Source organism: Mesorhizobium sp. WSM4816, from assembly GCF_055811535.1.
The window spans coordinates 139502-156071 of the sequence record NZ_JBVVQR010000001.1 but is presented as its reverse complement, the minus strand read 5'-3'; the positions used below and the strand labels follow the sequence as shown (position 1 = coordinate 156071).

The following is a 16570-nucleotide window of genomic DNA, read 5'->3' as shown; positions in this document are numbered from 1 at the left end:
CGCGCAATTGCCCTTCGTCATTGCCTCGACCTCTTTTGCTTTATTTGCCCGTTTCGGTCTCGATCACGACAAGGCGGTCGGTACCGGATTCCGCGCCCCATACCTCGCCGGAGCGCCCGTTGAGCTGGCGCACGTTGGCGTTTTCGCGGTCGGACGGGAAGCTCGCGAAGCTCTGCGTTTCCGGGTCGAAGCGGACGATGGCGTTCGCGCTGAAATCGGTGAGCCAGACCTTGTCGCGTTCATCGACATAGACGGCATAGGCCTGGGGCGCGTCTGCGGGCAGCTTCCAGCTGCGCCAATCATTTGCTGCCGGATCGAAGACGCTAACCTGGCCGGCGTTCCATTCGCTGACCCAGATGCGGCCTTTGGAATCCGACCAGACGCGGCGGGCGCCCTGGTCCGCGGTCGGCGGGTCGATCGGGGAAGCCTCGCCGGTCGAAACATCGGTCCTGGCGATGTGGTTGCCGGCGAGCGAGGCGTAGTAGACCTCACCGGACGGCGTGGTCGTGATCCCGTAGGGGCCGCGATCGCGCGGGGCGTTCCAAACGTCGACCTTGCCGCTCGTCGGATCGAGCCTGCCGTAGATGCCCTCCTGCCCGGTGAACCAGAGCTTCCCATCCTTGTCGAAGGAACCGGTGTTGAGGTTGGCGTTGCCGCGCCCCTCGGGGAGCGGAAAGGCCTTCACCGCTTCCGTTTCGGGATCGACGCGCACGATGGCGTTGAGGCCGCCGTCGGTCACCCAGGCGGCGCCGTCGGGACCAACGATCACCCCGTGCGGCGCCGAGCCGTCGCCTAGGCTGATGTGCTTGACGGCGCCTGTATCAGGATCGAGCCGCCCAAGCGCGCCCTGTCCCTGGGCGGTGTGCCATACGGAGCCATCCGGCGCCGGAGCGACATCGTGCGGGCCGGCGCCCTCCGGAACGGGATAGTAGCGGACTTCCTCCGCAGCAGCACGCGTGGCCACCGAGCAGAGCAGCGCGGCGAGCAGAGCCGACGCAATCGTACGAAACATGGCGAACTCCTCACATCGCGCGTTTCAATTTGCACAGCGAGCGACCCAAATATCCTTTTCGCGCCACTGCGGCGGCCGAGCCGCAGATGGCGAGCTCGCGGTGTCGCTTGCCGATCAAAGTCAGGAGCTAGTGTAGCCCCTGCCCTCGCCCAGGCCTGCAAGCCCAGAATCGTCGATAGGCGGTAGTATCGTGGGAAAAACCTGCATTACGACGACGCAACCGCGGCCCGCAATCAGACTTGACGCGGGAAAGTCGTCAGCTTTGCCGCAAAAGTTCCCGCGCCAACTCTTGCCATTCCTCATCAATCGTCAAGGTCGACGGCGCGGCGCCGCAGCGACGATACCAATACTCCGCATTGGATTGATCGCCTTCCTTGCGATGCAGGTAGGCATGCACGCGCATACCCGCCGTATCGTCGCGCAGCTGTGCGCGCTCGTGCGCCTTATCCCAATCGCCCTTTGCATCCCACCACAGCGCCTGCAGGGCAGGACTCACGCCGGCGGGCGGCTGTGATTTCGCAATCGAATTTCTGAAGGCTTGCAGATCCATTCTTCCCCCGACGTGAGGTACATGGGCGGCCGATAATAGTCCCGGATTCCCCAACAGCAAAGTCGCATCGCACAGCAAAGAGGCGGTGCTCGTGTGCGTGCCATTGTCCAATCTCGGGCGCAGTCGACGCAGTCTGCACGGCAGTGAGCGGTGTCTCGTTGCCTGGGAAAGCGCACATGTCCGGTGCGGCGACCTACGACGCCGACGTAAAGGACTTACCGAGCGATCCGAGCACGAGCGGCACCACTTCCGGTTCATTATCTTCCCGGAGGATGGCGTGGAGATGCCCGAGCACACGGGAAAGGCATCATTGAATGATCAAACGCGAGTAGCCAAGAGCAACAGACTCTAATGCGGTGCGATTGAGAATCGTCAGCGAGCCGTGGTCGTATTGGGTCAGATACCGCCGTTCCCATTCCCTCAGGCAACGATTCACTTTCGCTCGAGACGCCGGGATCATTGCCGCGAGGTCGGTCTGCGAAATGTGGATTCTCTGAGCCCCATTCACGGTAGCCGTGCTGTGCGGGGTCTCAGTCAATCGCAGGAGCGTGCTCGCCAACCGAACGGATAGGGCATTCGACGCACTGTGGATCACTCGCTCTTGCGCGTCGTGCGTTGCTTGGCATAAGTACGGGATCACCTTCAGTGCGAGATCTGGGTGCTTGTCGAAGACACTAGCCATGAAAGCTGCTTCGATTTGGAGCAAGTCGCTGTCCACGACTGATGCAGCGTTCATGTTACTGTGTCGCGCGACGAACAATCTAGTCAAGTCAAAAGTGTCACCGGGACCGAGATCTGAAAAGATGAATTCTCGGCCGTCTGTGAGGGGAACACTAAGACGAACTTTTCCGCGAATTATGTAGTAAATATAACGCGGGATGTCTCCAAGGTGAGTTAAGACTTTATTCTTTGGAACCCTCCGTATGATGGCTGCTTTCGCCATTTCACTAAGAGTATCTTGTCCAAATTGCCGAAATAAGCGTATGTTGTTCAGCTGTTTGACTCGAACCTCAGCGCCATTCTCTGCCATGGCTCCCTCTCTCTGATAGGGTAAGCGCCCCCGGTCCCCTAAAGCATTGTCTAGACCACCTGTTTTGAACGAGTCCGACCTCCAGTCCGTTCGCACGCGAACGCGTTAAGGCAATATTAACACATTAGGATACGATAAAATAGCGACTCGTCTGTGCCCGGGGTAACAGCGACATGTCTCCGAGACATTTAAATCAAATCTAACCGACTGGAGGCCGTTGGGATAACCCCCTCCTTATGGGATGGCGTGTGCCATGACCCAAAGAGGAGAAGGGATGCAACAGGATTCGGGGGGTCGTCTTATGCGGCATGCACCAACCGAGGCGTCGCGTGCGCTCTGGAAGCGGAGCGTAGAGCCGCTACGGCTCCCCGTGGGAGCAGTTTGCGTGTTTCTCGCAACTGCTGATTTCCTCCTTGGACAGACAATACTTCTTGCGTCAATTGAGCTCTATCATAGGGCCTTCGAGGTGAGGCCGCCGGATATCTGGGATTCGATCTGCCTAAGTGTTACCGCCGGCATATTGCTGGTCACATTCATGACCGCTAGGGGCGCCTACACGGTTAGTGGCATCCTGGACGATCACTGCAGGATCAAAACACTCTTTAGCGGCTGGCTGTTTGTTTTCTTTTCAATTCTCTGGCTCGCTTTTCTCACGAAGACGACGTCGACGTTCTCGCGCGGCTCCTTGACGCTGGCGTTTGCGGTCGGATTCCCAATCCTGCTGCCTGGACACGCGGTTCTAGCGCGTGAGCTGAAACGGCTTCTGGCGGCTGAGAGACTCGTGTTGCGCACAGTTTATCTGTTTTACTCCGGCGTTCCTGGGAAGGAACAGGGGATAATCAACAAGCTTGGGCAACAGGGCATCGCGGTTTGTGGCGTTTCGAACATCGAGAACGATGATGGCACGATCGCAGCACGGTCGGTGCATGCCGCCGTCGCAGCTGCACAGACGGCGTTCCGTAATGGCTCGTATGGGGCAGTTTATCTCTTTTGCTCTTGGGACCAGCGGAAGTTGATCGAACGCATCCTGGAGGAAATGTCCCGCCTCCCGCTGCCGATTTATCTTTTCGCCGACGCCTACATAGATAGAATTCTGGCTGGAAGGCCGCTGCACACCGGCTGGCAGCGGGCCTTCGAAGTCCAGCGTGTGCCGTTGAGGCCTGCCGAACGCCTGCTCAAGCGGTTGTTCGACATTGCTGTTGCATCCCTGCTACTGCTGTTCCTTTGTCCGTTGATGGCCTTGGTCGCATGTGCCATAGCGCTCGAGAACGGTCGCCCTGTGGTGTTCCGGCAGATGCGACGAGGTTTTGGTGGCAAGCCGTTCAATATTTACAAATTCCGATCGATGACGGTGCAGGAGAACGGTACACAAATTCGCCAGGCTCAGCGCAATGATGCGCGGGTTACCCGACTTGGCCGAATATTGCGCCGCTCAAACATCGACGAGTTGCCGCAATTATTAAACGTGCTTCGCGGGGAGATGTCCCTGGTTGGGCCCCGACCTCACGCCGTCGCTCATGACGACGCCTATACTTTGACCATAGCGAGCTATGCTTATCGCCATCATGTAAAACCCGGTCTAACAGGGTGGGCTCAGATAAATGGCTTTCGAGGGGAAACGAAAGAACTCTGGAGGATGGAAAAACGCATTGAGCATGACCTCTGGTATATACAATCCTGGAGCATGCTTCTCGACATCAAGATAGTTTGGAAAACTGCTCTAGTGATGTTTTCGGATCGTAATGTCTATTGATGTGTAGCAGCTTCTCAGGAAGCTGAATGGATATATATAGTCCATACTTCGACCGATTGACCGGATAATTTTGATTCTGATGCTTCGGGCGATCCCGCCGCCAGCGAGTACATCAAGCTCACAATCGGGTTCGCGCCGGTTCAGTCGCCGGACAGTTGCGCATCTCGCAGGCTAAATTTAGCTCAAATGCGAAAATCAACGCGACGCGGGGAGTTGGTCGGAGCACCACAGGACGGAACCTCAGCAAAAAGCCGGGGGCAGTCGGATCTTGCCATTCAACGTTTCAGGACGGACCACGGGCTCATTGCGGCGAACGAAAAGCAGGCTTGCTGGGCGGCGCAGCCGCCTTCAACACGAGAAATTGTGCAGTCCTATGAGCTTCCGCTCGACGGCATTCGGCTCTTGATTTCCTCTAGAATGTTGGTTGCGCGCGCGATGCGGCTGTATCTGGCCAGAAAGTCTGCCTTCGCCTGCTGACCAATCTGATCCCGAAGCGCCTTGTTTTCGCGCAGGCGCTGAAGAGCTTTGACCCAGTCGGACGGGTTGTCTGGCGACACCAGAACGCTGTTGACGCTATCCCTCAAAACTTCTCGTATAACTGACAGGTCGGAGGACACTATGGGTTTGCCATGCGCCATATATTCGAAGAGCTTGAGCGGCGACATTCCCTCAGCGATATTTCGACCGCCGCCCTGGCCCTCTACATCTCTAAGATAGGGCGCGAGTACAACGTCCATTTCGGCCAAGTAGGCACATGTCGCAGCGTGAGGAACGTAGCCGTGAAACACTGTGTTGGGGCATTTGGCCAGCTTCGATGTCCAATACTCTACATCGCCTGGTGTTCCCCCGACGATGTGAAAAGTCGCCCAGCCGCATCGAGGCGCAATCGCGCTTATTATCTCCATGCCTTTTCCCTTATACAGGTGTCCGACATAACCAACCTTGAACGTGCCGCTGAGGCTGCATGGCTCGACATTCGGCGGAACAGGATCCGCGCCATTGGGCGCGATGAGAAATTTTCCCGCATGTTGAGGAAAGAGGCGGATGCTGTCGTCCCGCAGACGTTGCGACGTGACGACCAGCATACGGAATGCCTCTAGGCCTATCAGTTTGGCAATGCGCTGACGCTGACGTCTGCTCAAACTGCCAATCGGGTCGTGAAGCTCAAAAACGGTCGTGAACCCGAAAAGTCCGGCAGAAACAAGCGCTACAGTAGCCGAGCGTGTAAAGACGACATGCGGCCGCAGCCAGAGCGCAGCAAGAAGCGCCAACACAGCAAAAAAAAGCTCCCGGCCGGGCACAGGCCAAAAGGGTACAGGGAGAACGCGGAATGGGAACTCGGTACCGAATCCGTATTCGCGCGCGATCTTCTCATAATGATCCCGTGTATTCATGGAGGGGCGTGGAAGCGCTAGTACGACCTCCGCTCCGGCAACCCGAAATGCATGGCACATCCTTGCGACTTGTACAGCATTGGCGGCCGGCGCCGGGACGTGCGCAGAATGTATATAGAGAAGCCGCATCCACAAAGCCTATCTTTCACGCGTCGCGGCTGGTTTGGCTGTTCGCTACTGAGCCGCAAGTTCGGAGATCACGGGCTGGGCAGACGCACCCAAGTCGAACGACAAAAGCGCCCTCCAGCCCGGTGGCTCCATGGGTTGCGATAGTACCACTCTCCGGTTGCCTTACCAAAATCGAGCGTCGCCTTCGCGAACTGAGGGCAGGCCCAGCGACAGCACACGCCGCCTCTTCACGGACAGGTTCTGACCACAGCCGTCATCAAAGCCCCAGCCAGCCAGCAATAATGTTGCGCTGTATCTCAGAAGTTCCGGAATAGAGTTTGCTGCCGATGGCATCACGCACGGCACGTTCGACGTCGAATTCGCTCAAGAAACCATAGCCGCCGAAGACCTGGACGACATCGAGCGTGGTGCGAACTAGCGATTCGCTCACAAAGAGCTTCGAAACGGCGGCGTCGAGGGGTACGGACTGGGAGCGCTCAAGGCCCCATGCCGCCTTGTAGACGAGCAGTCGGGCCGCCTCCACCTGCATCTTCATGTCGGCAATCTTATGGGCGACCGCCTGGTGCTTGGAGATGGCCTGGCCGGACTGACGTCGGGTGCGCGTATAGGCCACTGCCTTTTCCAGAAGCCGCTCCATCGTGCCTACATGACTGGCGAATAGGCACGCCCGCTCCCAGTCCATGCTATGAGCGAACAGCTTGGAGCCGCCGCCAACTCCACCGAGAACAGCGTCCTTCGAAACAAATACGTCGTCGAAGACAAGCTCCCCGATCGGAGACGTCCGCAGCCCCATTTTTTCGAACTTTTGCGCGACCAGATAGCCGGGCAACGCGCGGTCCACGAGGAAGCTCGTGATGCCGCCGAAATACCCTTTGGCGCGGTCAGTGACAGCAAAGACGACGGCAACATCTGCCACCGGCCCGTTGCTCACGAAGGTCTTCGTGCCGTTGATTAGAAAGCCGTCGCCATGAGGCTCCGCCCGGGTTTGCATCGCAAATGCATCGGAGCCCGACTCCGGTTCGCTCATCGCATTGGCTGCGATCAAAGTGCCATCACAGAGCCCCGGAAGATATCGATTCTTCTGCTCTTCAGTGCCGAACTTCCAAATCGGCACCACGCAAGCCAGAAGGTGGGCGCAGATCGAGAAGACCAAGCCGGAATCCTCGCAGCCGTAGCCAAGCGCGTCGATTGCAATGGCCGTGGACAGGGAATCGAGACCGGATCCCCCGTAGGCCTGGGGGACTGGCAAGCCGGTCAGGCCCATCTGCGCGCAAGCCCCCCACAACTCGCGCTGGAATACTTGGTCTCGGTCGCGCTGCCTGACATCTTTATTGAGCTTGTCTTGCGCGAAGCGAAGGATCTGGCCACGCAGGATATGCTGCTCCTCGTTCAGCGCGAAATCCACTACTCCATCCTCATCAGATGCTGGTAGTCGATTTTATCTGTCGATGTCTTGGGAAGTAACTGCTGATGCGAGAACCAGTCCGGAGCCATGTAGGCCGGCAAGTTGTGGGCGCAGAACCGCTTGAGCTCGATGAGCGACAGCGCATGGCCGTCGCGCGAGGCATAGAACACCTTTATGGAGACGCCCGACTCCTCCGAGCGAGCGATCGCCGCCACCTCGGAGATCGCTGGATGGCGATAGAGCGCCGTCTCGATCTCGCCGAGTTCGATCCGATATCCCCGTCTCTTCACCATCCGGTCGCGTCGACCACGGAAGGTGTAGACTCCGCCATCGCCTTCGATCACTACATCGCCGGTACGGTACCAGCGACCGCTTGAATCGACATGAAAAGCGGCGCTTGTTCGCTCAGGCATGTTCCAATAGCCCAGCATCACGGGAGCACCGCTGATTGCGAGCTCGCCTTCCTGGCCTCGCGGCACGTTGCGTCCATTCGCATCGATCACGCGTGCCTTAACATGCGAGCAGGCGCGCCCGATCGGAAACGGCGCCGAGCGGTCTTCGCCGATCGTCTGCGGGATCTCGTAGTAGGTACAGACGTTGGTTTCGGTGGGGCCATAGAGATTCAGGTAGCGTGCGCGTGGGACCACAGCCTTTAGCCTGCGCAGATGCTTGACCGGAAAAACCTCGCCGGCAAATAGAATGAACCGAAGAGCGTGGTCGTCGCGAACATCAAGGCTGCCGTGCTCGACCAGAAGCGTGAGTACGGAGGGCGTGGAATACCAGACGGTCAACCGCCGCTCGGCGATAACCGACGCCATCCGGGTCGGATTCTTGCCGAGCTCCTCACCGATGAGGAATACGGTCGCACCGTGCTTCAGCGGTACGAAGATGTCGAGAATAGACAGGTCGAAGTGGAAAGGCGCATGGGAGGAGAAGCGGTCGTTCTCGTCAGGGGCGAGGATTTCGGAACACCAGTCCACGTAGCTCGAGCCATTACGATGCGTCAGCATCACGCCCTTCGGCTGGCCGGTCGAGCCTGAAGTGTAAAGCACGTAAGCGAGGTTGTCCGGCCCCGGCCGCGCCGATTCGTCCTCCACCGCCAAGCCGCCGGCCTCTACGCCAGCCAGGTACGCCGCGAGCGGCGAGGGACCGTCGGACCAGTCGAGCGGCAAGAGACAAGGTTCCGCAGCCAAGCGCGCCAACTCACAGCGCAAAGTTTCGGCTCGGGACCCCTCCACGAAAATCGCGCGCACGCCGCAGTCGTTAAATATGAACGCGTTACGCGCAGGCGGTGCCAGAGAGTCGACGGGCACATAGGCCGCGCCCACCTTTAAGATGCCGAACAGAACAGCGAGCGAGGCGATCGATTTTGGAAGGCAAATGCCGACGCGGTCCGCCGGCCGGACGCCGATCCGACGCAGATGGTCGCGGACTTGGTCCGACAGCGCGTCGAGCTCGCCGTAGGTGATCTGGCGCCCAGAGCTCGCCTCGACAGCGGCGCACGTCTGGGGATACCGCTTCGCGCTCTGTTCCAGATACTCGTGTAAGGCAGCGACCGTCATGGTGAGCTCTATGTGGACGCCTGCTTCGACTGGACGAAATTGGCAATTTGGGCGATGGAGTTCAGGTTCTCCGGCACGAGTTCGTCAGGGGCGATTTCGATACCGCAGGATTTTTCCAGGTAGGCGACGAGCTTAAGCGTCGCCAACGAGTCGAGAATGCCGTCAGTTATCAGCTCCGTTGAATCCGTCAGATTCTCCGGCCTTTCACCGGGCAGAAATTCCTTCAATATGAAATCCCTGGCCATCGTCCTGATCTGAATCGCGTTCATTGTTCCTCCTCTTGTGGAGCAACCGCAAGGTTCAGGGGAACTAAATCCTGGTGTTGCTGCAGCACTTCGTAAAGCTTGTCGGCGACGAGCCGATGGCCGGCGGCGTTTGGGTGATCGTCCCAAGGTGCTACAAGAAGCGTCCGCCAGTCATGCCCGTCATACACACCGGAAAGATCGAGAACGTTAAAGCCAGCCTCGGCAGCGAGGCGCTTCTCCAGCTCGGTACTGGTCCTCTCGTCTGGTCTGGGTAGATAGATCCAAAAGACCCCGACCCCTTCTCGCTTCGCAGCTTCCACGATTCGAGAATAGATCGCACGCAGAAGCCTGTCTCCGTAGGGTGTGAGCTTTCTTTGAAGTACCTCGTGGTCGGCACGGGGATCGATCCCGCTCTCGCGTACAATGTCGCGCACGAAATCGTAGCGATATGCGGAGCCATTCTGGATTGCTTTCCCGAGACGCTTTAGCGTTCGTGGAACAAGCGCGCTGTGCTCGAAGTAAAAGATGTACTTTGGTTTGAATGCGAGCACTCGATCCTCGATGATGGCCAGAATGTCCAGAGGAAGATAACCCCCAACGGCAAAGTTCAGCACCTCGTAGTGTCGATACCCGCTGTCGGCTGCCTGCGCATTCAGCCGCCGCTCCAACAGGCCCTCGAAAGTCTCGTCATCCGCGACGCCCTCGCCGAAGACATGCGAAGAGCCGACGACTGCGATCCGTGGGGTGCCGGGAGTAGGAATCTTTTCGTAGTCCTGATCTCGCATGCCCCAGCGGTTGATGTGGACCCGCGTTCCCTTAAAGTCTGCTTGGGAGAGTGGTCGCAGATAGGTCGTAGGAAGCGCACCCGTGAGCTCGCTCAGCGGCGTCTTGTCCAAATTGTCCCAACCGTCGTGTCGTCGTTGGCCATAGACAATCCAGAGTTCCGGGTTAAATGCACCGACATTGACGAGGTTCTCGTAGTAGCCGCGCTCCAGGTTCGCGTTGTCGCGGCTATTGAGGTTCGGCACTCTAATATCGGCCATTGCGGTACTGACCGTCTCCCCGAGGCGATCGTGAACCACGGGGAGCGAGATGCAAACCGCGATCAACCCGCATACACCGACCGACGCAACCGACCGTCGGAAACTGTACCGGCGATCGGCGCCGCCGCGTGCGAGCGCAAGGGCAGGAATGCCAATGATAGCTGCCACCGCGACCAGTACGAGGGCGGGCGTCGTTTTGCCAGGGCCTACCACGCCCACAGTGTCGAAGACCGAGAACCATTGCGGGATCGAGCTCGCGCTCCAAAACGACCAAAGGAGGCAGATGACGACGAATACGCCAATGGTCCGGCTCGCAGTCTGCAGCGCACCGTTCCAGCTTAGTGCCCCCCCACGCAGGCGCCGCGTGCGACCGTGCCGCATTTCATAGTGGGCGTTTATCGTCACAAGTACGGCCAGGATCATCCAGAAGAGGAAGTCGTTCCAGGTGAATACCCAGGTGCCACGTAGCCAGAACCACTGATAGTTGTGCAGCAGCCAAGTCGCGAGGAACGCGAGGAGGGTCGCGCTGACCAGCGCTACGCTCTCTCCCCAGCGTCGAAAACGAAAATACAATGGATAGTATACAATTTTCATTATGAAGTCCTTCCAGTATATATTTATTCGACGCCAGAAATCTGTGAAACTTGAGGAAAGAAAGTACAGATTGTGGGTTTCTGGAAGGTTAAATCCAAATAAATGCAAAATTCCGGTGATTATGTGAAAAGTTCCTGAAACCTTCAGGTAAAGTAAAAATGGCCATATGATGAATTGCAAAAGCTCAATCTGATTGTGTACGTCCGCAGCATCGATCACAAACCGCTGGTACACGATACGGTAGCATATCAAATGGACAGCGCCGCGGAACATCCACTGAATGCCCGTTTGATAGATGTAGTGCCGGTCAGCATTGTAGTAGCTGCTACGGAAAGTCCTAAAATCTACGACCGGAAAGAGCGGGAAGCACACGTTCGGCAACATGAAAAAATACGCGAGACGTTCCGAAACCGTCGCCATCCTCTGGTCACGCCGCATTTCGTACGCATAGACAATGAGACGGAACATGAAAATTGAAGCGAGCACGGGCCAGACGGCGCGCGTCCACGGGGTCGCAATCCAGTCCATTCGTGCGGCGGCGAGCCCGCAGCCGGCGCCAACCAGCGCCAGCACTCTCCATCCAAAAGCGATCGGCAGGTGGACAATTCCGATCAGTACGAGCCCAATGGCGACGATCCAGGCGGCATCGATGAGGCCCTCAAATCTCCAATGGTGCCAGTTGGGTCCAAGGTTCGCGAAAACTGCGGCGATAGCCGCGAACGAGAGCATCACGAAAAACGGCAGCCGGTAACGCTGTGGCAGGAAGTAGTGCACGCACCAGCCGGCGAGGGCAACGAGCAGGACGCGGACAAGCGCAGTGGTCTCGAGCCTGAGGAGATAGACCAGCGCGATGAAGAGGGCCAGCTCGCCGGCTATGGCAAACCAAGCCAGGATGCTTCTCGACTCAGTCCCCGTAGGATCCGCCGACCAGGGAAGAGACAATGTCTTGATCCAATGCACGCTGGCGCGCCTCAACCAGCTGCCGGCGGACATCGACAAGAAGTAGCTTTGGGGCACGCGAAAGATCCGCAAGCTGCTAGTCCCCCTCCTCCCATCTCCTGACGGGTAAGCGCCCGGTCCTTAGAGCGTTGCCTTGACTTCTTTGAACGAGTCCGGTTCCGCGCAATGCAGAAGTTCCAGTACATAAGTTTATCACGATAAAATCGCTCCGCTGTGCCCGGGGTAACAGCGACCCCGTCTCTAAGTCGCTTAAATCCAACAAGCTAAGTCTGACCGATTGAAAGCCGATTCCGAATGGGATCGATCTGCCCCGCAATCCGCGCCGCGAGCCGAACGCCGATGGCAGTCGACGCTCTATCTGCCTTGGCCATCTTAGTCCGGAACGCTCGGGCACGTGATCGACGAGTTCGCGGCACTTCCCGCCGAGGCAAAGGCGCAACTCACCATCCTGGGCGAATGGCCAATGCCGCGCCACTCTCGAGGAACGGGCGGCCCGGTTCGCCCTTTCCAGCAGGGTCACTTTCGCTGGCTCGGTTGAAAATGTCTTTCCATTCCTGTGGGAGCTGAATTCTATCTTTCCACCTCGGTCTCGGAAGGTAGGTTAAAGTCAAACGCTCTGAAAACAGCCTCTATTCCTTGAAGCTCGTTAAATACAATTCGGCCGAGGAGGCAATTGTTGCCTGCGTGCTGGTGTGATACTTTACTTGACGAGATAACATGTCGTTGATAGCAATGGACCTGCTAAATGTTGATTGGCACACTAACTTTGCACACCGGTTACAACGAGGGGGCGCAGCTTCAGAGCCTCGCCCTCCAACGCTGCATTTCGGACCTGCGTCCCGGCTCGCCGGCGGAGATCGTGGACCACCGCTATCCAAGACGACTGGAGACTGGCTATGGGCCGGCGACAAACGCACGCCAGCGAACGCTTGCCGCCTTCGCCGATGGACTGCTGCTCAGCCCCAAGAGGTTCTACTCGGAGGATAGATCACCAACGTTTCGCTACGTAAGCGACCGCTATGATGCGGTTGTGGTGGGTAGCGATGAGGTTTGGAAGGTCGACTACGTCTCCCGTCTCGGTGGGCTGATCAAGCGTCAGACCAACCCACTATGTCCCCCATTTCCCAATGTCTACTGGCCAGAAGTGGCGTGCTCGAAGATAGCATATGCGGCGAGCACTGGCAGCAGCACCAAATGGACCGAAATGCCGCGCCGCAATCGATACTTGATGGCCAAATGCCTGAACGAATTTGTCGCGATCGGCGTGCGGGACGAGCGGACACGTGAGTTGGTCCTCTGGGCAGATCCAAGCCTCGCGGATCGTGTGACATTGACCCCAGACCCGACAGTCACTCACGATCTAACGTCGAATGCCACTCATGAAAGCCTGCGCGTAAAGCTGGCTTCCTGGGGCGTGGATTTCAATCGGCCGCGGGCGTTGGTGATAGCCGGCCAGCACGAGCTCTATGCAGAGGCCACGACCTCTCTGCGGGCGCGCGGCGTCCAGATTGTATCGGTCTCGGATCGCAATCACCTCGCAGACATCGATCTCACCGAAAAGCCGATTGATCCCCTCGAGTGGGCAAATCTGGCATCACAATTCTCCTACTGCTTGTCAGAGCGTATGCATGGGGCACTATTTGCTCTTCGGAACCGGTGCCCGTTAATTTGCCTGGACAGCCGGCGACCCGCCATCGGCTTTCCCACTAAGAATGAAGCTTTGATGACGCTGATGGGCATTCCCTCTCAGTACGTATGTATTCACCGCAAGGGTGCCAGGGACCATTTGCTGGACATGTGCGAAAATCTCGGAAAACTTGTTCACGACTACATGAAGATAGACAACCGGTTCCGGGAACTAGCTGAGATTGGCCGTACGTTTTTGGACAGGGCCCTGCCTGCGGCCAAGTAAAATAACAAATCAAGATGTTAGAAAAATGCTCCGAAAGCTGCAAATTCTTCTGTATACTCAAGCGAAGGTAATCATCTCCTACGTATACGACGTTGGAAATTACCTACGTTACAACGGGGATTCGCTGCTGGTTCCAAAGAAAGAGCGGCTATATTACCGAATAATCGTGGACGCTCACTCGATTGAGAAGGGCCTTTCTCTAAAGGACAGGAGGCCCGGGTTTGGCCAGGAAAAAATCAAGCGACTTATGAATGAGGTGTCCTCCTACGACACCTCGCTAGGGGCGTTTCCTCTTGAAATGGCAGTCGGCGCACTTCGCGCCTATGTTGACCTTCATCCACCAGGGGAACCTGAGCAGCCCTTTGTTGAGAAAGTTCGTCGATTCGTCGAACGTTTCAATGGGCTTGATGGAGTCGCCTTGACCGGCGGGGTTCAAAGCGCCGTTCTGCCAATTGGGGGGCCAGCCCTCACACTCCTGGAAGGACTTCAGTGTCGTCGCTCGGTTAGATACTTTGACGAACAATTAATAGATCGCACCACATTGCTGGAGTTGGTACGCTTGGCGCAGGGTGCGCCATCCCAATGCAACAGGCAGGCGACAAGAGTATACCTCTACCAGGGCCGTCATCAAATCGATCAGATACTCGCCCTGCAGGGCGGGGCGCGAGGCTTTTCACAGTCCATATCAAACCTGGCCATTGTCACGTCAGACACACGGGCCTGGCGAGGAAGCAATCAACGAAACCAGATTTATGTCGATGGTGCGCTGTTCCTAATGCATTTCCTGTTGGCCGCGGAGGCACTTCGGCTCGTGGCTTGCCCGCTCAATCTTGCGGTCGATAGTCGAGTTGAACGGCAAATTCGTGACGTAGGTCGAATTCGAGCAGGCGAGAGATTGATTGCATGCGTCGCCCTTGGCCCTATGGCAGCTACTGCCATCAGATTTGCCAGGTCGCCGCGCAGGCCGATTGATGAGGTGGTCTCGTTTGTAACCGAGGAGTAAGTCTCCGCTGGCACTTGCGGAGCGATCGAACCAAGCTGGCTTCTCGGGGAAGGGATAATGTCTTGATCGATCGCCCGCTCGCGCGCCTCAACCAGTTGCCGCCGCACATCGACAACAAGTAACGTGAAGCACGCGAAAAATCCGCAAGCTGCGGGTCCGGCCCCTCCCATAGGCTCCTTAAGCGTTGCCTCCACTACTGAGGCAGAAGTATTGGTACAAGGTATACCACAAAATAATCACTCCGCTGTGCCCGGGGTAACAGCGGCAGTTCTCTGAGACGTTTAAATCCAACAAGTTAGATTTGATCGACAGGAAGCCGTTGGAATAACCCTCCTTACGGACTGCATGTGTCATGGCCCAGGACACTTAGGTTTCGGGGTTCATCTCCATACGGCATGCACCCACCGAGGCGTGGCATGTTACTCCAATGCAGTAGCACCGATATCGGGACATATGGACCAAAAGCGCGGCTGGGCGTGGGGACGCACCCAACGGATAACTTCAGCGCGATCGGTGCGGCGATATGAAAGCACAGGACGCGGAAGGCAAGATTGACTTGGGGCGTCGACTGCGTATCGCTCATGTCATCACCCGTCTCATCAATGGCGGTGCTGATGAGAATACTGTCCATTCCTGCAATTGGGCCGCGCAAGGGGGGCATGATGTTGTCCTGCTACATGGCGAGACGGTCCAGCCGGAAATCATAGCTAAAGTGGACCCGCGGGTGGAACTCATTGGCGTCCCGGGCCTGACACGGTCCATTTCGCCTGTCTCCGACATGAGGGCATTGTTGGCGCTCACCCGGAGGTTCCGCGCCTTGAATGCCGACATCGTGCATACGCACACCAGCAAGGCAGGCATTCTCGGGCGTTTCGCAGCATGGGGGGCGGGAGTTCCAGCGATCGTTCATGGCGTGCATATCGTGCCTTTTGTCAATGTCGGCGTCGCCGAGCGGTTTGCCTATCTCGCCTTGGAAAGGCTGGCAGCGCCAGTCACCAGTGCGTTCATCAGCGTGAGCGAGGGCATTCGTGACTTGTGCTTGAGCGCAGGAGTGGGACATCCAGACAAACATCATGTCGTCCGTTCCGGATTCGATCTCGATCGTTTTCGCAACGCCGGTCCGCCCGACGATTGGCGCGATTTGTTGCGCTTGACGCCGGGCGCGCCGCGCCCGCCTGTGCTCTTGATGATCGCGGCATTCGAGCCACGCAAGCGACACGCGGAATTTCTGGACGTTTTCAAGAAAGTCGCCGTCGGCTTACCCGACGCGGTGCTTGTGCTCGCGGGCGACGGGCCCCTTCACTCGATTGTCGAATCGCGCGCCAAGTGGCTTGGGCTCGAGCGCCAAGTGGTCTTTACCGGTTATCGGGACGACCCCGAGCGGCTGATCGCTCTCGCGGATCTCTGCCTGCTCTGTTCCATGCGGGAGGGATTGCCCCGCGTGGTCATGCAATATCTCGCCGGCGGAAAACCCTGCGTCGCTTGCGATCTGCCAGGTCTTCGCGAAGTGCTCCGCCCTGGTATCAACGGTGTGATTACACCCGCGGACGATTTGGCAGCCATGGCCGACGCCATTGCCGCCCTCCTGGAGGATCGTGAAAGACTGGCTTGCCTTGCCCAAGGTGCCACGGCGACGGACCTTTCGAACTGGGACGTCAAGCTGATGGGCAAGCGCATTGGTGCCATTTACCGCGAGGCTCTTGATCAGCATCGGGCAAGCAAGGGAGTGTCAACAACACCTCCTGTCCGAAATGTGGCGCTTCCGCGATGATCGGGTGCGGCCTATGCGTTTGACGGTGATCGGGCAGCTTGCCGGATTGGTTAGCGGTGCATCCTTTGCCGATTTCGGGAATGAGGTGGAGTGCGTCGGCCTGGACGACAAGGGGATTGATGCGCTGAGAGGCAGTGAGATGCCAAAGAGCATCTTCTTTTTTTGCGCATGAGACGGGTTGTAAATTTGGTGGCCGCCTTGGCTCCA

General features: G+C 57.7%; 13 protein-coding genes. 5 read left to right on the top strand and 8 right to left on the bottom strand.

Annotated elements, in window-relative coordinates; genetic code table 11:
- Nucleotides 1-40: 40 nt before the first annotated feature.
- The 3 genes from AC0L3H_RS00690 to AC0L3H_RS00680 all read right to left on the bottom strand — a co-directional run bounded on the left by AC0L3H_RS00690 (nt 41) and on the right by AC0L3H_RS00680 (nt 2592).
- Nucleotides 41-1012, bottom strand: coding sequence for a Vgb family protein (locus AC0L3H_RS00690; protein ID WP_473584128.1), 972 nt, complete (start codon nt 1010-1012; stop codon nt 41-43).
- A 256-nt stretch (nt 1013-1268) separates the two neighbouring features.
- Nucleotides 1269-1562 (bottom strand): hypothetical protein, encoded by a 294-nt coding sequence (locus AC0L3H_RS00685; RefSeq protein ID WP_473491411.1) that lies wholly within the window; start codon nt 1560-1562, stop codon nt 1269-1271.
- 307 nt (nt 1563-1869) lie between these two features.
- Nucleotides 1870-2592, bottom strand: a complete 723-nt coding sequence (locus AC0L3H_RS00680; protein ID WP_473584127.1) for a Crp/Fnr family transcriptional regulator — start codon at nt 2590-2592, stop codon at nt 1870-1872.
- Between the two features lie 385 nt (nt 2593-2977).
- Between AC0L3H_RS00680 and AC0L3H_RS00675 the strand changes: the two genes are divergently transcribed.
- Nucleotides 2978-4345 (top strand): exopolysaccharide biosynthesis polyprenyl glycosylphosphotransferase, encoded by a 1368-nt coding sequence (locus AC0L3H_RS00675; RefSeq protein WP_473584126.1) that lies wholly within the window; start codon nt 2978-2980, stop codon nt 4343-4345.
- 371 nt (nt 4346-4716) lie between these two features.
- Here the strand turns inward: AC0L3H_RS00675 and AC0L3H_RS00670 are convergent, their stop codons facing one another.
- The 5 genes from AC0L3H_RS00670 to AC0L3H_RS00650 form a co-directional block, all read right to left on the bottom strand.
- Complete coding sequence (locus AC0L3H_RS00670) at nt 4717-5868, bottom strand: glycosyltransferase (RefSeq protein ID WP_473584125.1); 1152 nt, start codon at nt 5866-5868, stop codon at nt 4717-4719.
- 256 nt (nt 5869-6124) lie between these two features.
- Nucleotides 6125-7273, bottom strand: a complete 1149-nt coding sequence (locus tag AC0L3H_RS00665; RefSeq protein ID WP_473584124.1) for an acyl-CoA dehydrogenase family protein — start codon at nt 7271-7273, stop codon at nt 6125-6127.
- Nucleotides 7273-8835, bottom strand: a complete 1563-nt coding sequence (locus AC0L3H_RS00660; RefSeq protein ID WP_473584123.1) for an amino acid adenylation domain-containing protein — start codon at nt 8833-8835, stop codon at nt 7273-7275. The genes AC0L3H_RS00665 and AC0L3H_RS00660 overlap by 1 nt, the downstream gene beginning before the upstream one ends.
- Before the next feature lie 8 nt (nt 8836-8843).
- Nucleotides 8844-9104, bottom strand: a complete 261-nt coding sequence (locus AC0L3H_RS00655; protein WP_077378588.1) for an acyl carrier protein — start codon at nt 9102-9104, stop codon at nt 8844-8846.
- A complete protein-coding gene (locus tag AC0L3H_RS00650; protein ID WP_473584122.1) occupies nt 9101-11749 on the bottom strand; it encodes an SGNH/GDSL hydrolase family protein in 2649 nt (882 codons plus the stop codon). Before AC0L3H_RS00650 ends, AC0L3H_RS00655 begins: the two co-directional genes overlap by 4 nt.
- A gap of 673 nt (nt 11750-12422) precedes the next feature.
- Here AC0L3H_RS00650 and AC0L3H_RS00645 point away from each other — a divergent pair.
- From AC0L3H_RS00645 to AC0L3H_RS00630, 4 genes are all read left to right on the top strand, one after another.
- Nucleotides 12423-13589, top strand: coding sequence for a polysaccharide pyruvyl transferase family protein (locus AC0L3H_RS00645; protein ID WP_287217173.1), 1167 nt, complete (start codon nt 12423-12425; stop codon nt 13587-13589).
- Between the two features lie 25 nt (nt 13590-13614).
- A complete protein-coding gene (locus tag AC0L3H_RS00640) occupies nt 13615-14592 on the top strand; it encodes a nitroreductase family protein (RefSeq protein WP_473584121.1) in 978 nt (325 codons plus the stop codon).
- Nucleotides 14593-15115: 523 nt separating this feature from the next.
- Nucleotides 15116-16363, top strand: a complete 1248-nt coding sequence (locus AC0L3H_RS00635; RefSeq protein ID WP_287217177.1) for a glycosyltransferase — start codon at nt 15116-15118, stop codon at nt 16361-16363.
- Nucleotides 16364-16376: 13 nt separating this feature from the next.
- Nucleotides 16377-16535 (top strand): hypothetical protein, encoded by a 159-nt coding sequence (locus AC0L3H_RS00630; protein WP_473584120.1) that lies wholly within the window; start codon nt 16377-16379, stop codon nt 16533-16535.
- The last annotated feature ends 35 nt before the right edge of the window (nt 16536-16570 follow it).